This is a genomic window from Streptomyces olivochromogenes (assembly GCF_001514115.1).
In the GTDB taxonomy this organism is placed as follows: Bacteria; Actinomycetota; Actinomycetes; order Streptomycetales; family Streptomycetaceae; genus Streptomyces; species Streptomyces olivochromogenes.
In genome coordinates this window covers 131,532-147,045 of record NZ_KQ948453.1, presented here as the reverse complement: position 1 = coordinate 147,045, position 15,514 = coordinate 131,532, and the positions used below count along the sequence as shown (strand labels likewise).

14 protein-coding genes are annotated in these 15,514 nt (G+C 70.9%); 10 read left to right on the top strand and 4 right to left on the bottom strand.

The annotated features are described in order from the left end of the window. Nucleotides 1-43 precede the first annotated feature (43 nt). The 6 genes from AQJ27_RS10270 to AQJ27_RS10245 all read left to right on the top strand — a co-directional run bounded on the left by AQJ27_RS10270 (nt 44) and on the right by AQJ27_RS10245 (nt 4,098). Nucleotides 44-565, top strand: a complete 522-nt coding sequence (locus tag AQJ27_RS10270) for an NUDIX hydrolase (protein ID WP_067365152.1) — start codon at nt 44-46, stop codon at nt 563-565. Nucleotides 566-596: 31 nt separating this feature from the next. Continuing rightward, nucleotides 597-989 (top strand): YidH family protein, encoded by a 393-nt coding sequence (locus AQJ27_RS10265; RefSeq protein ID WP_054231108.1) that lies wholly within the window; start codon nt 597-599, stop codon nt 987-989. Continuing rightward, on the top strand, nt 986-1,324 hold the full coding sequence (locus AQJ27_RS10260) for a DUF202 domain-containing protein (protein WP_067365149.1): 339 nt from the start codon (nt 986-988) through the stop codon (nt 1,322-1,324). The genes AQJ27_RS10265 and AQJ27_RS10260 overlap by 4 nt, the downstream gene beginning before the upstream one ends. Before the next feature lie 101 nt (nt 1,325-1,425). After that, nucleotides 1,426-1,722, top strand: coding sequence for a hypothetical protein (locus AQJ27_RS10255; RefSeq protein ID WP_054231106.1), 297 nt, complete (start codon nt 1,426-1,428; stop codon nt 1,720-1,722). 132 nt (nt 1,723-1,854) lie between these two features. Beyond that, nucleotides 1,855-2,877 (top strand): phosphotransferase family protein, encoded by a 1,023-nt coding sequence (locus AQJ27_RS10250; RefSeq protein WP_067365146.1) that lies wholly within the window; start codon nt 1,855-1,857, stop codon nt 2,875-2,877. Nucleotides 2,878-2,883: 6 nt separating this feature from the next. After that, nucleotides 2,884-4,098: an acyl-CoA dehydrogenase family protein gene (locus tag AQJ27_RS10245; protein WP_054231104.1), complete on the top strand. Its 1,215-nt coding sequence runs from the start codon at nt 2,884-2,886 to the stop codon at nt 4,096-4,098. Nucleotides 4,099-4,261: 163 nt separating this feature from the next. Here the strand turns inward: AQJ27_RS10245 and AQJ27_RS10240 are convergent, their stop codons facing one another. The 3 genes from AQJ27_RS10240 to AQJ27_RS10230 form a co-directional block, all read right to left on the bottom strand. Beyond that, nucleotides 4,262-4,855 carry a TetR/AcrR family transcriptional regulator gene (locus AQJ27_RS10240; protein ID WP_067366380.1) on the bottom strand — a complete coding sequence of 198 codons (594 nt, stop codon included), beginning with the start codon at nt 4,853-4,855 and terminating at the stop codon, nt 4,262-4,264. Nucleotides 4,856-4,921: 66 nt separating this feature from the next. After that, nucleotides 4,922-6,583 (bottom strand): class I adenylate-forming enzyme family protein, encoded by a 1,662-nt coding sequence (locus tag AQJ27_RS10235; protein WP_067366377.1) that lies wholly within the window; start codon nt 6,581-6,583, stop codon nt 4,922-4,924. Next, on the bottom strand, nt 6,580-7,344 hold the full coding sequence (locus tag AQJ27_RS10230; RefSeq protein WP_067365143.1) for an SDR family oxidoreductase: 765 nt from the start codon (nt 7,342-7,344) through the stop codon (nt 6,580-6,582). The genes AQJ27_RS10235 and AQJ27_RS10230 overlap by 4 nt, the downstream gene beginning before the upstream one ends. Nucleotides 7,345-7,595: 251 nt before the next feature. Here AQJ27_RS10230 and AQJ27_RS10225 point away from each other — a divergent pair, with 251 nt between their 5' ends. Next, nucleotides 7,596-8,864, top strand: a complete 1,269-nt coding sequence (locus AQJ27_RS10225) for an exo-beta-N-acetylmuramidase NamZ family protein (protein WP_067365140.1) — start codon at nt 7,596-7,598, stop codon at nt 8,862-8,864. Between the two features lie 110 nt (nt 8,865-8,974). Continuing rightward, the gene (locus tag AQJ27_RS10220; protein ID WP_067365137.1) at nt 8,975-10,309 is read left to right on the top strand and encodes a serine-threonine protein kinase; all 1,335 of its coding nucleotides are present in this window, start codon (nt 8,975-8,977) and stop codon (nt 10,307-10,309) included. Between the two features lie 33 nt (nt 10,310-10,342). Here AQJ27_RS10220 and AQJ27_RS10215 read toward each other — a convergent pair whose 3' ends face one another. Then, complete coding sequence (locus AQJ27_RS10215) at nt 10,343-13,135, bottom strand: penicillin acylase family protein (protein ID WP_067365133.1); 2,793 nt, start codon at nt 13,133-13,135, stop codon at nt 10,343-10,345. A gap of 358 nt (nt 13,136-13,493) precedes the next feature. On the opposite strand from AQJ27_RS10215, the gene AQJ27_RS10210 reads away from it, so the two are divergent. Together AQJ27_RS10210 and AQJ27_RS10205 are read left to right on the top strand one after the other, a co-directional pair. Further along, the gene (locus AQJ27_RS10210) at nt 13,494-14,096 is read left to right on the top strand and encodes a hypothetical protein (RefSeq protein WP_067365130.1); all 603 of its coding nucleotides are present in this window, start codon (nt 13,494-13,496) and stop codon (nt 14,094-14,096) included. A gap of 300 nt (nt 14,097-14,396) precedes the next feature. Then, nucleotides 14,397-15,464 (top strand): RNA ligase (ATP), encoded by a 1,068-nt coding sequence (locus AQJ27_RS10205; RefSeq protein ID WP_067365127.1) that lies wholly within the window; start codon nt 14,397-14,399, stop codon nt 15,462-15,464. Nucleotides 15,465-15,514: the final 50 nt, after the last annotated feature.

Below are 15,514 nucleotides of genomic sequence, written 5' to 3'. Positions count from 1 at the left end.
GGCGCGCACCGCGCCCGGTGCCGGCGGCTGCTTGGATGGGGCCATGAGCGCCGCTGACGAGATCCTCGACATCGTGGACGAGAACGACGTGGTCATCGGGCAGTCCCCGCGCGGCGAGGCGTATGCGCGCGGTCTTCGCCACCGCTGCGTGTTCATCCAGGCCCGGGACGCCCGGGGCCGCCTCTTCGTCCACCGCCGCACGCCCACCAAGCTCGTCTTCCCCTCCCTGTACGACATGTTCGTCGGCGGGGTCGTGGGCGCGGGCGAGTCCTACGACTGCGCGGCCCTGCGCGAGGCCGAGGAGGAACTCGGGGTCTCCGGACTCCCTGAGCCCGTCCCCCTCTTCAGGTTCCTCTACGACAACGGCTCCGGCCAGACCTGGTGGTCGGCCGTGTACGAGGTCCGCTGCGAGCTCCCGGTGAACCCCCAGACGGAGGAGGTCGCCTGGCACGACTTCCTCACCGAGGAGGAGGTGGAGCGGCACCTGACGGACTGGACGTGGGTGCCGGACGGCCTGGCGGCGTACGAGCGCCTGAAGGACTACCGGGCGACGGGCACCGACTGAGCCCCCGCCGGGCCCCGGTAGGGTCGATGACGTGATCGAATTCGTACGGAACGTCCGGCTGTGGTTCGCGCCCGAGGAGGTCCGGCAGGAGGGCGTCACGCCCGACTACCGGTTCTCGCTGGCGAACGAGCGGACCTTCCTCGCCTGGCTGCGCACCGCGCTGGCGCTGATCGGCGGCGGCTTCGCCGTGGATCAGTTCCTGCCGGACCTGCGCTGGGGCTGGCGGGTCGGTCTCGCGCTGGCCCTGCTGGCGGCGGGCGTGCTCTGCTCGCTGCGCGCCGTCAATCACTGGGTGCGCTGCGAGCGCGCGATGCGCCGCGGGGAGGACCTTCCCGTGTCGCGCTTCCCGGCACTGCTGAGCATCGCCGTCGCGATCGTGGCCGTCGCGATGGTCGTCGTCGTCCTCGTCGGCTGGGAAGGATGACCGCGCCCGGCACCCGGCACCGTCCCGAGCGGGATCCGGGGCTGCAGCCGGAGCGTACGCGGCTCGCGTGGCGGCGTACGACCCTGTCGAGCACCGTCGCCGCGGTCCTCGCGGCGAAGGCGGCGCTGCACGGCGGTCCGTCGGCGATCGACGTGACGGCCTGCGCCCTGTGCTGCGCTCTGTGGCTGGGCTTCCTGGCCCTCGCGCACCGGCGCATCCGGGTGCTCGCGACGTCCGGCACCGACGGTCCGCCCGCGCTCGCGCCGCGGCACGCGACGGCGGCGACCCTGTGCACGGTCGCCCTGGCCGTGTGCGCGGTGGCACTGGTGTTCTGAGCGGGATCAAATGGGGCGTAACGATGCAAATGGTGATGAATGCGGTTCTTTCTGGCGCTAGCCTGAGCCGTCATTCCACGCCACTCACGAAGGCGAGCACCATGACCACCCTTCACCTGGAGCATCCGACCCACGAGCACACCCACGGCCCGGACTGCGGGCACACCGCCGTGCCGCACGGGGACCACGTCGACTACGCGCACGACGGACATCTGCACCGGGAGCACTCCGGACACTGGGACGAGTGCGAGCCGAGCGGTCACACGGCGCACGGCGAGCACGGCCACCGGCACGGCGAGGGCTGCGGGCACCCGGCGGTCGCGCACGGCGACCACGTCGACTACCTGCACGACGGCCACCGCCACGCCGAGCACGACGGCCACTGGGACGACCACTAGAGGCAAGCACGCCCCGGCGTCTCCCCCGGCTCCCGGAGGGAGACGCCGATCACGTTTCGCCCGGGCGCTGGACGACATACCGACTGGTCGGCATCATGGTCACGTCCCGTTTCCCGGCGTGCAGGAGAAATCATGAGCCCCGACCACCCGCCAGGTCTCGACCTGGACCGACTGCGCGGCCTGCTCGACGGCGAGCGGCCCGGTCTGGTGCACGGCCCGCTGACCGGCCGGCTGATCGAGGGCGGACGGTCGAACCTCACGTACGCGGTCACGGACGGCACCTCGAGCTGGGTCGTCCGACGGCCCCCGCTCGGGCACGTACTGGCCACCGCGCACGACATGAAGCGCGAGCACCGCGTCATCAGCGCGCTGCACCCGACCGCGGTCCCCGTGCCGCGTCCGGTGCTGCTGTGCGAGGACGAGGAGGTGCTGGGCGCGCCCTTCTACGTCATGGAGTTCGTGGCCGGCACCCCGTACCGCACCGCCGAGCAGCTCGCCCCGCTCGGCCCGGAGCGCACCCGGGACGCGGTGCTCGGGCTCGTCGACACGCTCGTCGAACTGCACGCCGTCGACCCCGCCGCCGTGGGCCTCGCCGACTTCGGGCGCCCCGAGGGCTTCCTCGACCGGCAACTGCGCCGCTGGGGCAAGCAGCTGGACGCCTCCAGGAACCGTGAGCTCGCCGGGATCGACGAACTGCACGCCGCCCTCGGCCGCGAGCTGCCGCACTCCCCCGCGCCCTCCGTCGTGCACGGCGACTACCGGCTCGACAACGTGCTGATCGGCGAGGACGACCGGATCAAGGCGATCCTGGACTGGGAGATGTCCACGCTCGGCGATCCGCTCACCGACCTGGGCCTGCTGGTGATGTACAGCGCGCCGCTGGACCTGCCCGACTCCCCCATCAGCACGACCGCCTCGGCCGCCGGGCACCCGGACCCGGCCGAGATCGTCGAACGGTACGCCGCGCGCTCGGGGCGCGACGTGTCCGACGTCGCCTGGTACACGGCGTTCGCCTGGTTCAAGCTCGCCGTGATCCTGGAGGGCATCCACTACCGCTACACGCTCGGCCAGACGGTCGGCGCCGGCTTCGACCGCATCGGTGAACTGGTCCCGTTCTTCATCGAGCACGGTCTGACCACTCTTCAGGAAGGCTGATCCGAGATGGACTTCGCATTCGACGCGCGTACCGAGGAACTGCGCGGGAAGCTGCTCGCCTTCATGGACGAGTACGTCTACCCGGCGGAGGCGGTGGCGGAGGAGCAGCGCGCCCGGCTGGCCTCGCCGTGGGACACGCCCGCCGTGGTCGGGGAGTTGAAGGCGGAGGCCCGCAGGCAGGGCCTGTGGAACCTCTTCCTGCCCGACGCGGAGTACGGCGCCGGGCTGACCAACCTCCAGTACGCGCCGCTCGCCGAGATCACCGGCCGCAGCCCGCACCTGGCGCCCACCGCGCTGAACTGCGCCGCGCCGGACACCGGCAACATGGAGGTGCTCGCGCAGTTCGGCGACGAGCAGCAGAAGAAGCAGTGGCTGGAGCCGCTGCTCGCCGGTGAGATCCGCTCGGCGTTCGCGATGACCGAGCCGGAGGTGGCCTCCTCCGACGCCACCAACATCACCACGCTCATCGAACGCGACGGTGACGAGTACGTCATCACCGGCCGCAAGTGGTACATCTCCGGGGCGATGAACCCGGACTGCAAGATCTTCATCGTGATGGGCAAGACGGACCCGGACGGGCCGGACATCCGCCGCCAGCAGTCCATGGTCCTGGTCCCGCGCGACACCCCGGGGCTCGAAGTCCGGCGCGCCATGCAGGTGTACGGCTATGAGGACCACTCCCACGGCGGGCACGCGGAGGTCGTCTTCGACCATGTCCGCGTCCCGGTGAGCAACCTCGTCGGCGAGGAGGGCGGCGGTTTCGCCATCGCCCAGGCGCGGCTCGGCCCGGGCCGTATCCACCACTGCATGCGGCTGATCGGCATGGCCGAGCGGGCGATCGAGCTGATGTGCCGCCGGGCCGTGTCCCGTACGGCCTTCGGCAAGCCCCTCGCCCAGCAGGGCGTGGTCCAGAACTGGATCGCGGACGCGCGCGTCGCCGTCGAGCAGCTGCGTCTGCTGGTCCTGAAGACGGCCTGGATGATGGACACCGTCGGCAACAGGGGCGCCCACACCGAGATCCAGGCCATCAAGATCGCCACCCCGCGCACGGTCGTCGACATCCTCGACAAGGCGGTCCAGCTGCACGGCGCGGGCGGTGTCAGTCAGGACTTCCCGCTGGCCGAGCTGTGGGCGAGCGCACGGACGCTGAAGCTCGCGGACGGCCCGGACGAGGTGCACCAGCGGTCGCTGGCGCGACGGGAGATCAAGAAGTACGTGTGACCGTCCGGTCCGGTGGGGCGGTGACGGGCTTCTTCGCCCCCGCCGCCCCTGCCCGTTCCCGTCCCCTGGGGGCTGCGCCCCCAGACCCCCGCAAAAGATCGCGCAGTTCCCGCGCCCCTCTTCAGGGGCGCGGGGAACTGCGCGTACGGGGTCCGGGGCAGAACTACGGACGTAGCGCCCGCAGCAGCAGGTCGGCCAGGTGGTCGGCGACCTCCTGGGGGGCGAGGGGGCCGTCGGGGCGGTACCAGGTCGACAGGTGGTGCACCGAGCCGAAGTGGTAGTCGACGACCAGGTCGGCCGGGGTGGCGGTGGAGAAGACGCCCTTCTTCTGGCCCTCCTCCACGAGCGCGCGGAAGCGTTCGTGGTAGCGGCGGCGCTCGGCGCGCACCTGCTTGTCCTTCTCGGGGCTGAGGTGGTGCATGGAGCGGAAGAAGATCGCCGCGTCGTCGAGGTTGTCGATCGTGGTCACGACGACGTCGGCGGCGGCACCCCGCAGCCGCTCCTCGACCGGCGCGTCGGCATCGGCGAACGCGTCCAGCCGCTCCTGCTGAAGCCGCAGCACGCGGGCGTACACCTCGTGCAGGAGGTCGTCCTTGGAGCCGAAGTAGTGGTACAGCGCGCCCTTGGTGACGCCCGCCGCCTCCACGATCTCCTGCACGGAGGTGCGGTCGTAGCCCTGCTCGGCGAAGAGCCTGGTGGCGGCGGCCAAGAGCCGCTGCGGGACGGGCGTACCGTCTCCGTCCGTCGTCCTGGGCACTGCCGCCACCTGCCTTTCAAGCGTTGTCCGGTGAAACGCGTCGTCCACTGGACGTCTACTGGTCGTCTACTGGGAGTCCTGGGGACGGGAACGCAGTTCCCGACGGAGGATCTTGCCACTCGCCGTCTTCGGCAGCTCGGGCAGGATCTCCACATGCCGCGGATATTTGTAGGCGGCCAGTCTCTCCTTGCAGTACGCGGCGAGCGCGTCGGGGTCCTCGTCCGCGCCGGGCCGCAGGCTGATGTAGGCCTTCACGGTCTCGCCGCGGTAGCCGTCGGGGATGCCGACGACGGCCGCCTCCCGGACCGAGGGGTGCGTGTAGAGCACGTCCTCGACCTCGCGGGGCCACACCTTGAAGCCGGAAGCGTTGATCATGTCCTTCTTGCGGTCGACTACGTAGAGCCAGCCTTCGGGGTCCATGAATCCGATGTCGCCGGTGCGCAGCTCACCGTCCGGGAAGGTCTCGGCGGTGGCTTCGGGGCGGCGCCAGTAGCCGGGCACGACCTGGGGGCCTCGTACAAGGATCTCGCCCTGTTCGCCGAAGGGCACCTCCTGGCCCTGGTCGTCGACGATGCGTACGACCGTGTCGGGGCCCGGCACACCGACGGCCAGCGTGCCCGAGACCGGGTCGACGGGAGCCTCCCGGCCCGGCGGTACGGAGGCGCAGGGCGCGGTGCACTCGGTGAGTCCGTAGCCGTTGCGGATGTAGGGCCCGAAACCGGCCCGGAACTTCTCCACCAGGGCCGGCGGCAGTGGCGCGCCGCCCGAGGAGATGTTCACGAAGGAGGCGAAGTGGTCCGGCGTGACCGCCGGATGCGCCGCGAGCGCCATGAAGGCGGTCGACGGGCCGACCGTGTACAGCGGCCTGTGCTCGGCGAACGCGTCGAGGACGACCCCCGCCTCGAAGCGGTAGGCGAGGACGAGCGTGCCCACGCTGTCGAGGCAGGCGGCGAGCTGGCAGACCATCCCGGTGATGTGGAACAGGGGCGCCATCGCGAAGTAGACGGGCGCCTCCGGCAGCCCGAGGCCCGTCCGCTGCCGCTCGGCGTTGTACATGATGTTGCCGTGCGTGTTGGTGGCTCCCTTGGGGGTGCCGCTCGTCCCCGAGGTGTAGCTGATCAGCGCGATGTCGGAGGGCTCCGCGGCACGCCCCGCGGGGGCCTTGTGGCCCGCCCGGGCGACCGCCACCAGATCGTCGGCGTCCGCGGCCTGCGGCAGCCGCTCGAAGGTCAGCACCCGCGCGTCGCCCCGAGTCTGGAAGTCCAACTCACACGCCGTGAGGACGACGCTCACGGCCGAGTCGGCAGCCGTCTCGCGCAGATACGACTCCCACGCGCGGTCGGAGCACACCAGGGCGCGTACGTCCGCGTCGTGCAGGACGTGGCGGACCTCGCCCGACTTGTACATCGGGTTGACCGGCACGACGGTCGCGCCCGCCTTCCAGGCGCCGAGCAGCGCGAGCACGAAGTGCGGGGAGTTCTGGAGCAGGATCGCGACGCGGTCGCCGCGCTCCAGACCGCGGGCGGCGAGGTGCCCGGCGACGGAGTCGCTCAGCTCGTCCACCTCGCGGTAGCTCAGCCGCCCGTCGAAGTAGGCGAGCGCGGCGCGGTCCGGAGCGTCCGCCACGGCCCCGCGCAGGGCGTGCACCAGGGAGTCGGCCGGGCTCACCGGGCCGCTCTGGGCGTCATTGAGGAGGGCCACCCAGGGCCGGTCGGCGTAGGTGGTCACCGGGTCGCCTCCCACTTCTGCTGGATGTGGTTCATGTTCGTCAGCCAGCGGTCCGGTTCGGCGGCCCGCACCTGGTAGTACCCGGCGACCTCGGGGTGCGGCAGGATCAGGAAGCGGTCCTCCTCGATCCCCGCGAACAGCGCGTCGGCGACGGCCTCCGGCTCGATGGCGGTGGGCTGCAGGACCAGGTCGCCCGCGCTGCCGGTGGCGTCGAGCATGTCGGTGCGCACGCCCTGCGGACAGATCGCGTGCACCTTCACGCCGCGGTGGCGGTACGTCAGCGACAGCCACTCGGCGAAGGCGTACGCGCCGTGCTTGGTGACGCTGTAGGGCGCGGCGCCGATCATGGTGAGCAGTCCGGCGGCGGAGACGGTGGAGACGAACCGGCCGCTGCCGCGCTCCAGCCAGGCCGGGAGCAGCTCCTGGGCCGCCCGGACGTGCGCCATCACGTTGACGTCCCAGGCGAGCGCCCAGACCTTCTCGTCGGCCGACTCACTGCCGCCCGAGGGGAGGCCCGCGTTGGCGCAGTAGACGTCGATGGTGCCCCCGAGGGCGTCCCGGGCCTCGGCCACGATCGCGGACGCGTCGCCGGGCACCGCGATCGCCCCGATCTCCTCGGCCACGGCCTTCGCCTTGGCGGCGTCCAGGTCGTTGACGACGACCCGGGCCCCCTCGGCGGCGAAACGACGGGCCAGCGCGGCCCCGATGCCACCTCCGGCCCCGGTGACGACCACTCCCGCATCCTGCACGGCTTCCACCATCGGTCTCCTTCGACACGACGCGACACAACACGGCTCAGCTGCGACCCCAGACTAACCAGTCGGTATGTAGCAGGGGAAGGGCCCTTTGGCAGCTCCGACCCGCAGGAGCGCCTCTTCAGGGGCGCGGGGCTCTGCCATATGCGGCTCCGCCGCGTGGGCGCGACCAGCCACGAACCACCCGCAGCTTCCAAACGGCCGGCGGGAGCCCTAACGTGCCGGTGCCAGCCTTCCGCGATCACGGAGGTCCCCCCATGCGCCCTTCCCGCCGAGCCCTCCTCACCGCCACAGCCACGGCCACCGCCACCGCCGCCTTCGCGGCGACCCCCACCACCCTCACCACCCCCGCCACCCCCGCCACGACGACCCACGACAGTCCCCTCCGCACCGGCTTCGAGCAGCTCCAGGCAAGCGGCTACGCCGCCCTCCACGGCCGGCGTGTCGGCGTCGTCACGAACCCCACCGGTGTCACCAGAGACGTTCGCCACATCGTCGACGTCATGCACGCCGACCCCCACGTCGAGCTGACCGCCGTCTTCGGCCCGGAACACGGTTTCCGCGGCACCGCGCAGGCCGGCGGCTCCGAGGGCCGCTACGACGACCCGGCGACCGGACTCCCGGTCTACGACACGTACCTCAAGAGCGGCAAGCCTCTCGCCGACGTCTTCACCACCTCCGGCGTGGACACCGTCGTCTTCGACATCCAGGACGTGGGCGCGCGCTTCTACACGTACATCTGGACGCTGTACGACTGCATGGAGGCGGCTCAGCTCGCGGGCAAGCGCTTCGTGGTGCTGGACCGGCCGAACCCGGTGACCGGACGGGCCGCCCAGGGCCCGGTGCTGCACAAGGAGTTCGCGACGTTCGTCGGCCGGCAGCCCGTCGCGCAGGCGCACGGGATGACGGTGGCGGAGCTCGCGCGGCTGTTCAACGGGGAGTTCCTGGCGGCGCCGGTGGAGCTGACCACCGTACTGATGTCGGGCTGGAAGCGGTCGGACTTCTACGACGCCTCCGGCCTGCCCTGGGTGCCGCCGAGCCCGAACATGCCGACGGCCGACACCGCCCTGGTGTACTCCGGAACGTGTCTCTTCGAGGGGACGAACCTGTCGGAGGGGCGCGGCACGACCCGTCCGTTCGAGCTGCTGGGCGCGGAGGGCATCGACGGCCGATGGGCTCTGGAGGCGAACCGGCTCAAGGTCCCGGGCGTGCGCTTCAGGGAGGCGTACTTCGCTCCGACCTTCTCCAAGTTCCAGGGAAAGACGATCGGTGGCGTGCAGATCCATGTGGACGACCGGGCCGCGTACGACCCCGTCCGCACCGGAATCGCCCTCCTGGTGACCGCCAAGAAGGTCTGGAGCGGCTTCGCCTGGCGCTCGGACAACTGGATCGACAAGCTGACCGGCTCCGCCGAGGTGCGCACGATGATCGACGCGGGGGCGACGACCGACGAGGTCGTGGCCGCCTGGCAGGACGAACTGAAGGCCTTCCAAAGGATCCGGAAGGAATATCTCCTCTACGGATGAGCGGAAAGAACTTCTTTTCCGCGGTCGGGTCGTGACGTATGGCCAATCTTCGCCCCCGGTAGGACGATGCGCCCACATCGCACCGCCTTCGGGGGACGAGGGAGATTGCCATGGCGGATCCGGCAGTCAGTGTTTCTCCCTACTGGGAGCTGACCTTCGACGCGGACGGGGACGTGGACGGCCGGGAAAGGGACCGGCTGCTCGCGGAGGTGCCCCGGCGCACAGTGCGTGATCTGATCGTCTTCGCACACGGCTGGAACAACGACCGCTCCGGCGCGACCCGCCTCTACAGCCAGTTCTTCGCGCCCGTGCCGGGCCTCGCGCCGCACGCGCGTCTGGGCTACGTCGGTGTGGTGTGGCCCTCGATGCGGTTCTCGGACGAACCGATCCCCGACTTTCCCCGGTCGGTGGCCGCCGCCGTCCCCGCCGACCTGCCCGCCGCCGCCCGCACCGCGCTCGACAAGGACACCCGGCGCGCGCTCCTGGAGGTGTTCCCGGGCCGGGCGACGATCGTCGAGCAGATCGCGCGCCTGCTGGACGAACAGCCGGACGACGGCGCCTCGTTGGAGGAGTTCGGGCGCCTGGTGCGGCTGCTCGTGGAGGTACCACCGCAGGGACCGCAGGCCGCCTTCGCCGCGGACACGCTCGCGCAGGGCGCGCCGCAGGGCGACCCCGCGATGCTCTTCGGGGACACGGTCACGGTGTGCGGCGAGTTCGCCGAGGCGCTGGCCGGGATGACGGCCCCCGGCGAGACCTTCACCCTGCCGCGGCCCTGGGACGGGGCGCGCGAACTGCTGCGCCAGGCCACGTACTACGCCATGAAGCGGCGCGCGGGAACGGTGGGTGAGCGGGGGCTCGGGCGCACGCTCGGGCAGCTCGCGTCCGCCGCGCCCGGGGTGCGGGTGCATCTGGTCGGACACAGCTTCGGCGGGCGGCTGGTCTCCTTCGCGCTGCGCGGACTGCCCGAGGGCGTGCGCACGGTGAAGTCCGTGACGCTGCTCCAAGGGGCGTTCTCGCACTACGCGTTCGCCGCGCGGCTGCCCGGCGACCCGGGGGCGAGCGGTGCGCTGCACGGTCTGCAGAGCCGCGTCGACGGCCCTGTGGTGTGCTGCTACTCCCACTTCGACACGGCGCTCGGCACGATCTATCCGCTGGCCTCCCGGATGGCGGACGACGACCGTTCGGTGCTGGGCGTCGACCTCGGCCCCGGACACCTCCTGGGTGCCCGCTGGGGCGCGATGGGACACGACGGGGTGCAGGCGGTGGAGGGCACGAAGACGTTCACGCTCGCCGACGCGCTGCGCGCGAAGCTGCCGGTGTCGGGGTGCGTGAACGTCGACGCGTGCGCGGTGGTGAACCGCGGCGGGCCCCCGAGCGGGGCCCACAGCGACATCTGCCACCGGGAGCTGGCGCAGGTGGTGCTGGCGGCGGGCCGTGTTCAATGACCCGCCGCCGGGAGTCCGCGTCGCGCTCCGGGGTCACCGGTGCGACGTGTACTCCACCACTTGCTGGTAGGTCGGCCGGTTCTGCCAGGTGATCTTGCCGTGCTTGATGCCGCCGAGCGTCCGCTGGACGATCGAGTCGGCACACCACTGGTCGCCCGCCGAACACTGGTCGTCGCCCGGGTAGACCTGGGCGGCGGTCAGGCCGGCCGCCGTCTTGAGTGTGCTGATCAGGGCGTCCCGGCAGGCGCTGAGGGTGCCGCCGCCGCAGTACTTCTGCGACAGTCCGCCCTGCACCGACTCACCAAGGACCGCCCGGATGTCCTTGTCGACATAGCTCCACCAGCCGTACTGGAAGGAGCTTCCGGCGTGCGCGCCGGTCGGGCCGTGCGCGGCCGACGGGGACTCGTCGATGGGCAGGTTGTTGGAGAAGGCCGTGTACAGGTCGGTGCCGAGACCGGGTTGGAACTCGGCCTTCACCAGCAGCGGCCACCAGGCGTCCAGGATGCGGATCGCGTCGGCGTTGGCGTAGGCCTTCGAACCGGCCGAGGTCTCCTTGCGCTTGGCGCCGGCCGTCACCCAGTCGGACAGCTTGGTCACCGCCGCCGCGGCCGTGGTGTCCGTGACCGTCGAACTGTTGATGACCCTCAGCAGCTTCGGCAGCACGTCCTCGGCCCGCAGGTCGGCCAGCGCGGCGTCGGCCATCGCCTTGGTGAGCGAGGACCTGGTCACCCCGCCCGCGGCGACCAGCTTCTTCACCCGGTCCTCCAGGAGGTTCCCGCGGTGCACGGAACCGTCTCCCCAGGGGGCCGTGGTGTAGTCCTTGGCCTGCTTGTTGTTCCAGGAGATGTAGTAGTCCTGGTCGATGGAGTTGGGGTGCGCGGACGGCGGGGTGTACGAGGCGGTGTTCGTCGTCGGGTCCCAGTTCTGCCACTCGTACGCGGCCTGCGCCCAGATCGGGAACTCGGCGTCGACGCCGGCCGCCCGCACCGGGTTGTCACCGCTGTTGTAGTACGCGGTGTGCGAGGAGTCGGCGTAGAACCAGTTGAAGGTGTAGTTGATGTGCTGCACCGCGCTCTGGAACGTCTGTGGGCTCTTCACGTAGTCCGGGTCGTTGAGCATCTGGAAGCCGATGATCGAGTCGGCCTCGTGCATGTAGGAGGAGCGCAGGGTCGTGTACGCGACCTTCTTGCCGCCGACCGTCGCGCGGTACTCCACGGGACCGTACTTGGTCCGGTAGACCTGCATGCGGTACGAGCCCGCCGCGGTGCCGTCGGCCGTGGTGGGCTTCCAGGAGTTGGTCCGCTCGACCTTGTCCATGGCGGTGCAGGTGCCGTGGTACAGGTAGTGGTAGTCGTCCTGGCACAGCTCGACGGCGTACGTGTCGATGATGTCCTGGCCGGAGGTCGTCGCGCTCCAGGAGTAGTCCTGGCCGCGCCCGAGTTCGACGTACATGCTCAGGCCCGCGAAGGAGGCGCCGCGCGCGCTGAGGCCCGGCCCCTGGATCTCCTGGAGCATGAGGAGCTGTGGCGCGAAGTAGCCGGTCTGCGGCCCGAAGACGGCGATGGGGTGGCCGCTGGCGGTGTATTTGCCGCTCACCACGAGGGCGTTGGACATCCCGCGCTTCGCCGAGGTGAGGGTGGTGGCGGCCGCCGTCGCCGAGGCGCTGGTGGCGGTGGCGGTGCCCGCGCTGCCGGTGCGGTCGTAGACCAGTGGCTCCTGGGTCACCGAGCCGGCGTCGGGCAGGGCCTCGCCCTGCGCGGTGTCGGGCTTCGAGGCGTACGGGAAGCTCTCGCCGTTGTGGACGGTGAGCACCGCCTCGGGGTCGTTGCGCTCGCGGAAGGACTCCCAGACCTTGGTGCCCTCGGTCACGCCGTACTTGGACTGGGCGGCCAGCAGCGAGATGGCGTTGTTGACCTCGCCGCCGCCTCCGGAGCCGAAGAGCGAGCCGATGACGGAGGCCAGCGCGACCAGGTCGGTGATCTTGAAGTGGTCGATGGTGCCGGCGTTGGTGATGGAGTCCTTGTGGCCGGTCAGGACGTACTCACCGGGGAAGTAGCGGCCGCTGTCGGAGGCGTCGATGTAGGCGTTGATGCCGTCGATGTAGGCGTTGGCGTCGGCGAGGGCCTGCTGGCCGCGGGCGCCGTTGTTCGCGATGGCGTTGTCGATCTGGGTCTGCAGATCGGCCTCGGTGTAGGGGGCGTTGCGCCAGAACTCCTGCTCCAGGCCCTGGTTGGAGGGGGCCCCGCCGGCGAAGGAGGTCAGCTGGCCGCGGCCGACGTGCCGGAAGACGTCCATCAGCCACAGCCGGTCCTGGGCGGCGGCGTATCCGGCGCCGTACTCGGTGCCGTAGCGGGTGGTGCCGGTGATGTGCGGCACACCGGTCTTCTTGTCGCGGACGATCGTCACGTCGGTGCGTCCGCCGGGCGCGGTGGTGGAGGCGACCTGGTCGGAGGCGACCCCGAAGGACGCGTCGTTGAAGAAGTCGTTGATCTTGGCGTCGGTGAGCGTGGCGGCACCCGAGGCCAGGTTGCTGTAGGGGCCGAGCTGGTCCTCGGCGTGGTCGGGCTGAATGCCGAAGGCCTGGTTGAGGAGGATCTGGGCGAGGGTGGCGTTGCCGTTCTGACCGGGCGGGAGGATGTCGGAACACTGGCCGCCGCAGTAGTCGTTGGCGGCGAGCGCGGTCGTGTTGTCGGCGGCCGCCGCCTGGGTCAGCGGGGACAGCAGGGCGGCTATGAGAGCACAGATGGATGCCGCCCCCAGGAACTTGGGGAATCTGCGGGGAGTTCTCTGTCTGTCGGGTGCGGTGCGTGGGGTGCGTCGTGGCATGGCTGCTCCTACCGACGGGGGTGGGCCGGACGTTACCGCCGGTATCCCCGAGTTGGAAGATGAACATGCGTCAACTTTTCAACGATCACTGAGCTGTTCAGAGGTCACGAGCCGTTTAGAGATCGACGGGCCATGCGGATCCGGCGACACCCCGCTCATCCCGGCCCACGAGCTTGTCAACAGGTGGCTGACAGCGACGGGAGGTAGGCCGGAGGGAGTTCGGCCGGTGACTTATGGCGCTCATCGGAAATTGGATGGAGCCGAATCGCGTGTCGATACGTCTACTCGGCGACGTCCCTGGGACGGCAACGCCGAAGTGACCGAAGTACAGGTGCAGGTGTGACGGAGGTGCAGGGCGATGGCGGGTTTTCGGAGTCTGGCGAGACAGGTGCGAGATCCGAGGAATGATCTGGCACTGCGACGCTATTCACTGCGCAAGTGCCTGGAGAGGTTCGCCCCTTACGGGCATCGGGCGACCTGGGACCATCTCTGCTCCCGGGCCGGGTTCGGCCCCGAGGACCGGTCCCCCGATCCAGCGCGGCTCGTGGCCGCACTGGACGAGTTGGAGGAGGCCCGCTCCGTCTGGCTCGCCTACGAGGTCGAGTTCGCCGAGCGCCGCAAGAAGGAGAAGCACGACGGGCTGCGCCGGCCGGGCAGCGTGGACGACTGGCATCGGCTGACCTGGGGCGGATTCGGCGTCGCGTGGTGCGACGATCCGCGGATCCACCCCCACGAATCACTGGCCGAGGTGCTGCGCCGGCTGATCGCCGCGCTGGAGCGCGAACCGGGCACCTGCTGCCCGGTCTGCACCGGTGAGCGCCTCACCTGGAAGTACGACCTGGCCCACGAACCGTCGTCGGGTCCCGTCTGCACGGGTTGCGGAATCGTCGTACCGCGGCCCGTCCTCACGCCCGAGGCGCTGGCGGAGGCCAGGCGCGGGCGGTTGCTCGTCTCTGTGTGAGCGCTCCGCCGGGTTGAACGGGGGGCGGGTGCAGGGGTCGACGGTCGGCGGTCGGGGTAGGGCTCGGGGTCGACCGGGTTACGGGAACTGCGGGTGAGTCGTCGGCTGCGGGATCGTGCGCGGCTGGGCGCGCAGTTCCCCGCGCCCCTTCGGGGCGCCGACCTCGACGGGGGCGCCACTGAAGACACCCGGTGGGCCGACGCTAGCAGGCGCAAATCCGCTCGCTCCACCGCTTTCTCCTCGGGACAGTTGGGCTCGATGAAACCCCGTTGAGGTACCCGCGGAACCCGAGGAGTCCCGATGTCGACGCTGCGCGTCACCGCCGAAGTGCTGACCGTCCACGAGCATCCGAACGCCGACGCGCTCGAACTGGCCCAGGTGGGCCTGTACCGAGCCGTCGTCGCCAAGGGCGCCTACCGCACCGGCGAGAGTGCCGTCTACATCCCCGAGCAGTCCGTGCTCCCCACCACGCTCATCGAGGAGCTGGGCCTGACCGGACGCCTCGCGGGCCCCGGCTCGGACCGCGTCAAGGCCGTACGCCTGCGCGGTGAGCTGTCGCAGGGCATCGTCTGCCGCCCGAAGGCGCTGGCCGACGTCGACCTGGCACGGGCCGCCGCGGACGGCACCGACTTCGCCGAGGCGCTCGGCATCGTCAAGTGGGTGCCGCCGATCCCGCCCACCATGAACGGCGACGTCGAGTCCGCGCCCGATCTGCTGCCCTGGGTCGACATCGAGAACATCCAGCGGTACCCGGACATCTTCGCGCCGGGCGAGAACGTCGTCCTGACGGAGAAGCTGCACGGCTCGGCCTGCCTGCTGACCTACCTCGCCGACCAGGACCGCGCGTACGTCTCCTCCAAGGGTTTCGGCGCCAAGTCCCTCGCCCTCAAGGAGGATTCCCGCAATCTGTACTGGCGTGCCGTCCACGCCCACGGCGTCGCGGCGGCCGCGGCCCGGCTCGCCGAACGGCTCGGCGCCCGCCGGGTCGGCGTCTTCGGGGAGGTGTACGGGGCGGGCGTGCAGGACCTGTCGTACGGCGCCGACGGCCGCCGCGAGTCTCTCGGCTACGCCGTGTTCGACGTGTCCGCGGAGATCGCCGGCGAGGTCCACTGGCTGGACGCGGCCGCGCTCCTCGACGGCGAACTGCCGCTGGTGCCAAGGCTGTACGAGGGCCCGTACGACATCGACCGCGTCCTGGAGGTCGCCTCGGGCCGGGAGACCGTGTCCGGGCGCGCACTGCATCTGCGGGAGGGCGTCGTGATACGCCCTGCCGTCGAGCGCTACAGCCCGGTCACCGGCGGCCGGGCCATCGCGAAGGCGGTCAGCCCGGCGTATCTGACCCGCAAGGGCGGCACGGAGTACGAGTGACGGGCTGGGCGGTCGCGGCACGGGAGCCGCGGTTCCGCCCGGCCGTGGAG

Coding starts and splice junctions, on each gene's coding strand:
- AQJ27_RS10270 (WP_067365152.1), top strand. CDS start 44: ATGAGCGCCGCTGACGAGATCCTCGACATCGTGGACGAGAACGACGTG.
- AQJ27_RS10260 (WP_067365149.1), top strand. CDS start 986: ATGACCGCGCCCGGCACCCGGCACCGTCCCGAGCGGGATCCGGGGCTG.
- AQJ27_RS10255 (WP_054231106.1), top strand. CDS start 1,426: ATGACCACCCTTCACCTGGAGCATCCGACCCACGAGCACACCCACGGC.
- AQJ27_RS10250 (WP_067365146.1), top strand. CDS start 1,855: ATGAGCCCCGACCACCCGCCAGGTCTCGACCTGGACCGACTGCGCGGC.
- AQJ27_RS10245 (WP_054231104.1), top strand. CDS start 2,884: ATGGACTTCGCATTCGACGCGCGTACCGAGGAACTGCGCGGGAAGCTG.
- AQJ27_RS10230 (WP_067365143.1), bottom strand. CDS start 7,344: ATGGTGGAAGCCGTGCAGGATGCGGGAGTGGTCGTCACCGGGGCCGGA.
- AQJ27_RS10225 (WP_067365140.1), top strand. CDS start 7,596: ATGCGCCCTTCCCGCCGAGCCCTCCTCACCGCCACAGCCACGGCCACC.
- AQJ27_RS10220 (WP_067365137.1), top strand. CDS start 8,975: ATGGCGGATCCGGCAGTCAGTGTTTCTCCCTACTGGGAGCTGACCTTC.
- AQJ27_RS10215 (WP_067365133.1), bottom strand. CDS start 13,135: ATGCCACGACGCACCCCACGCACCGCACCCGACAGACAGAGAACTCCC.
- AQJ27_RS10210 (WP_067365130.1), top strand. CDS start 13,494: ATGGCGGGTTTTCGGAGTCTGGCGAGACAGGTGCGAGATCCGAGGAAT.
- AQJ27_RS10205 (WP_067365127.1), top strand. CDS start 14,397: ATGTCGACGCTGCGCGTCACCGCCGAAGTGCTGACCGTCCACGAGCAT.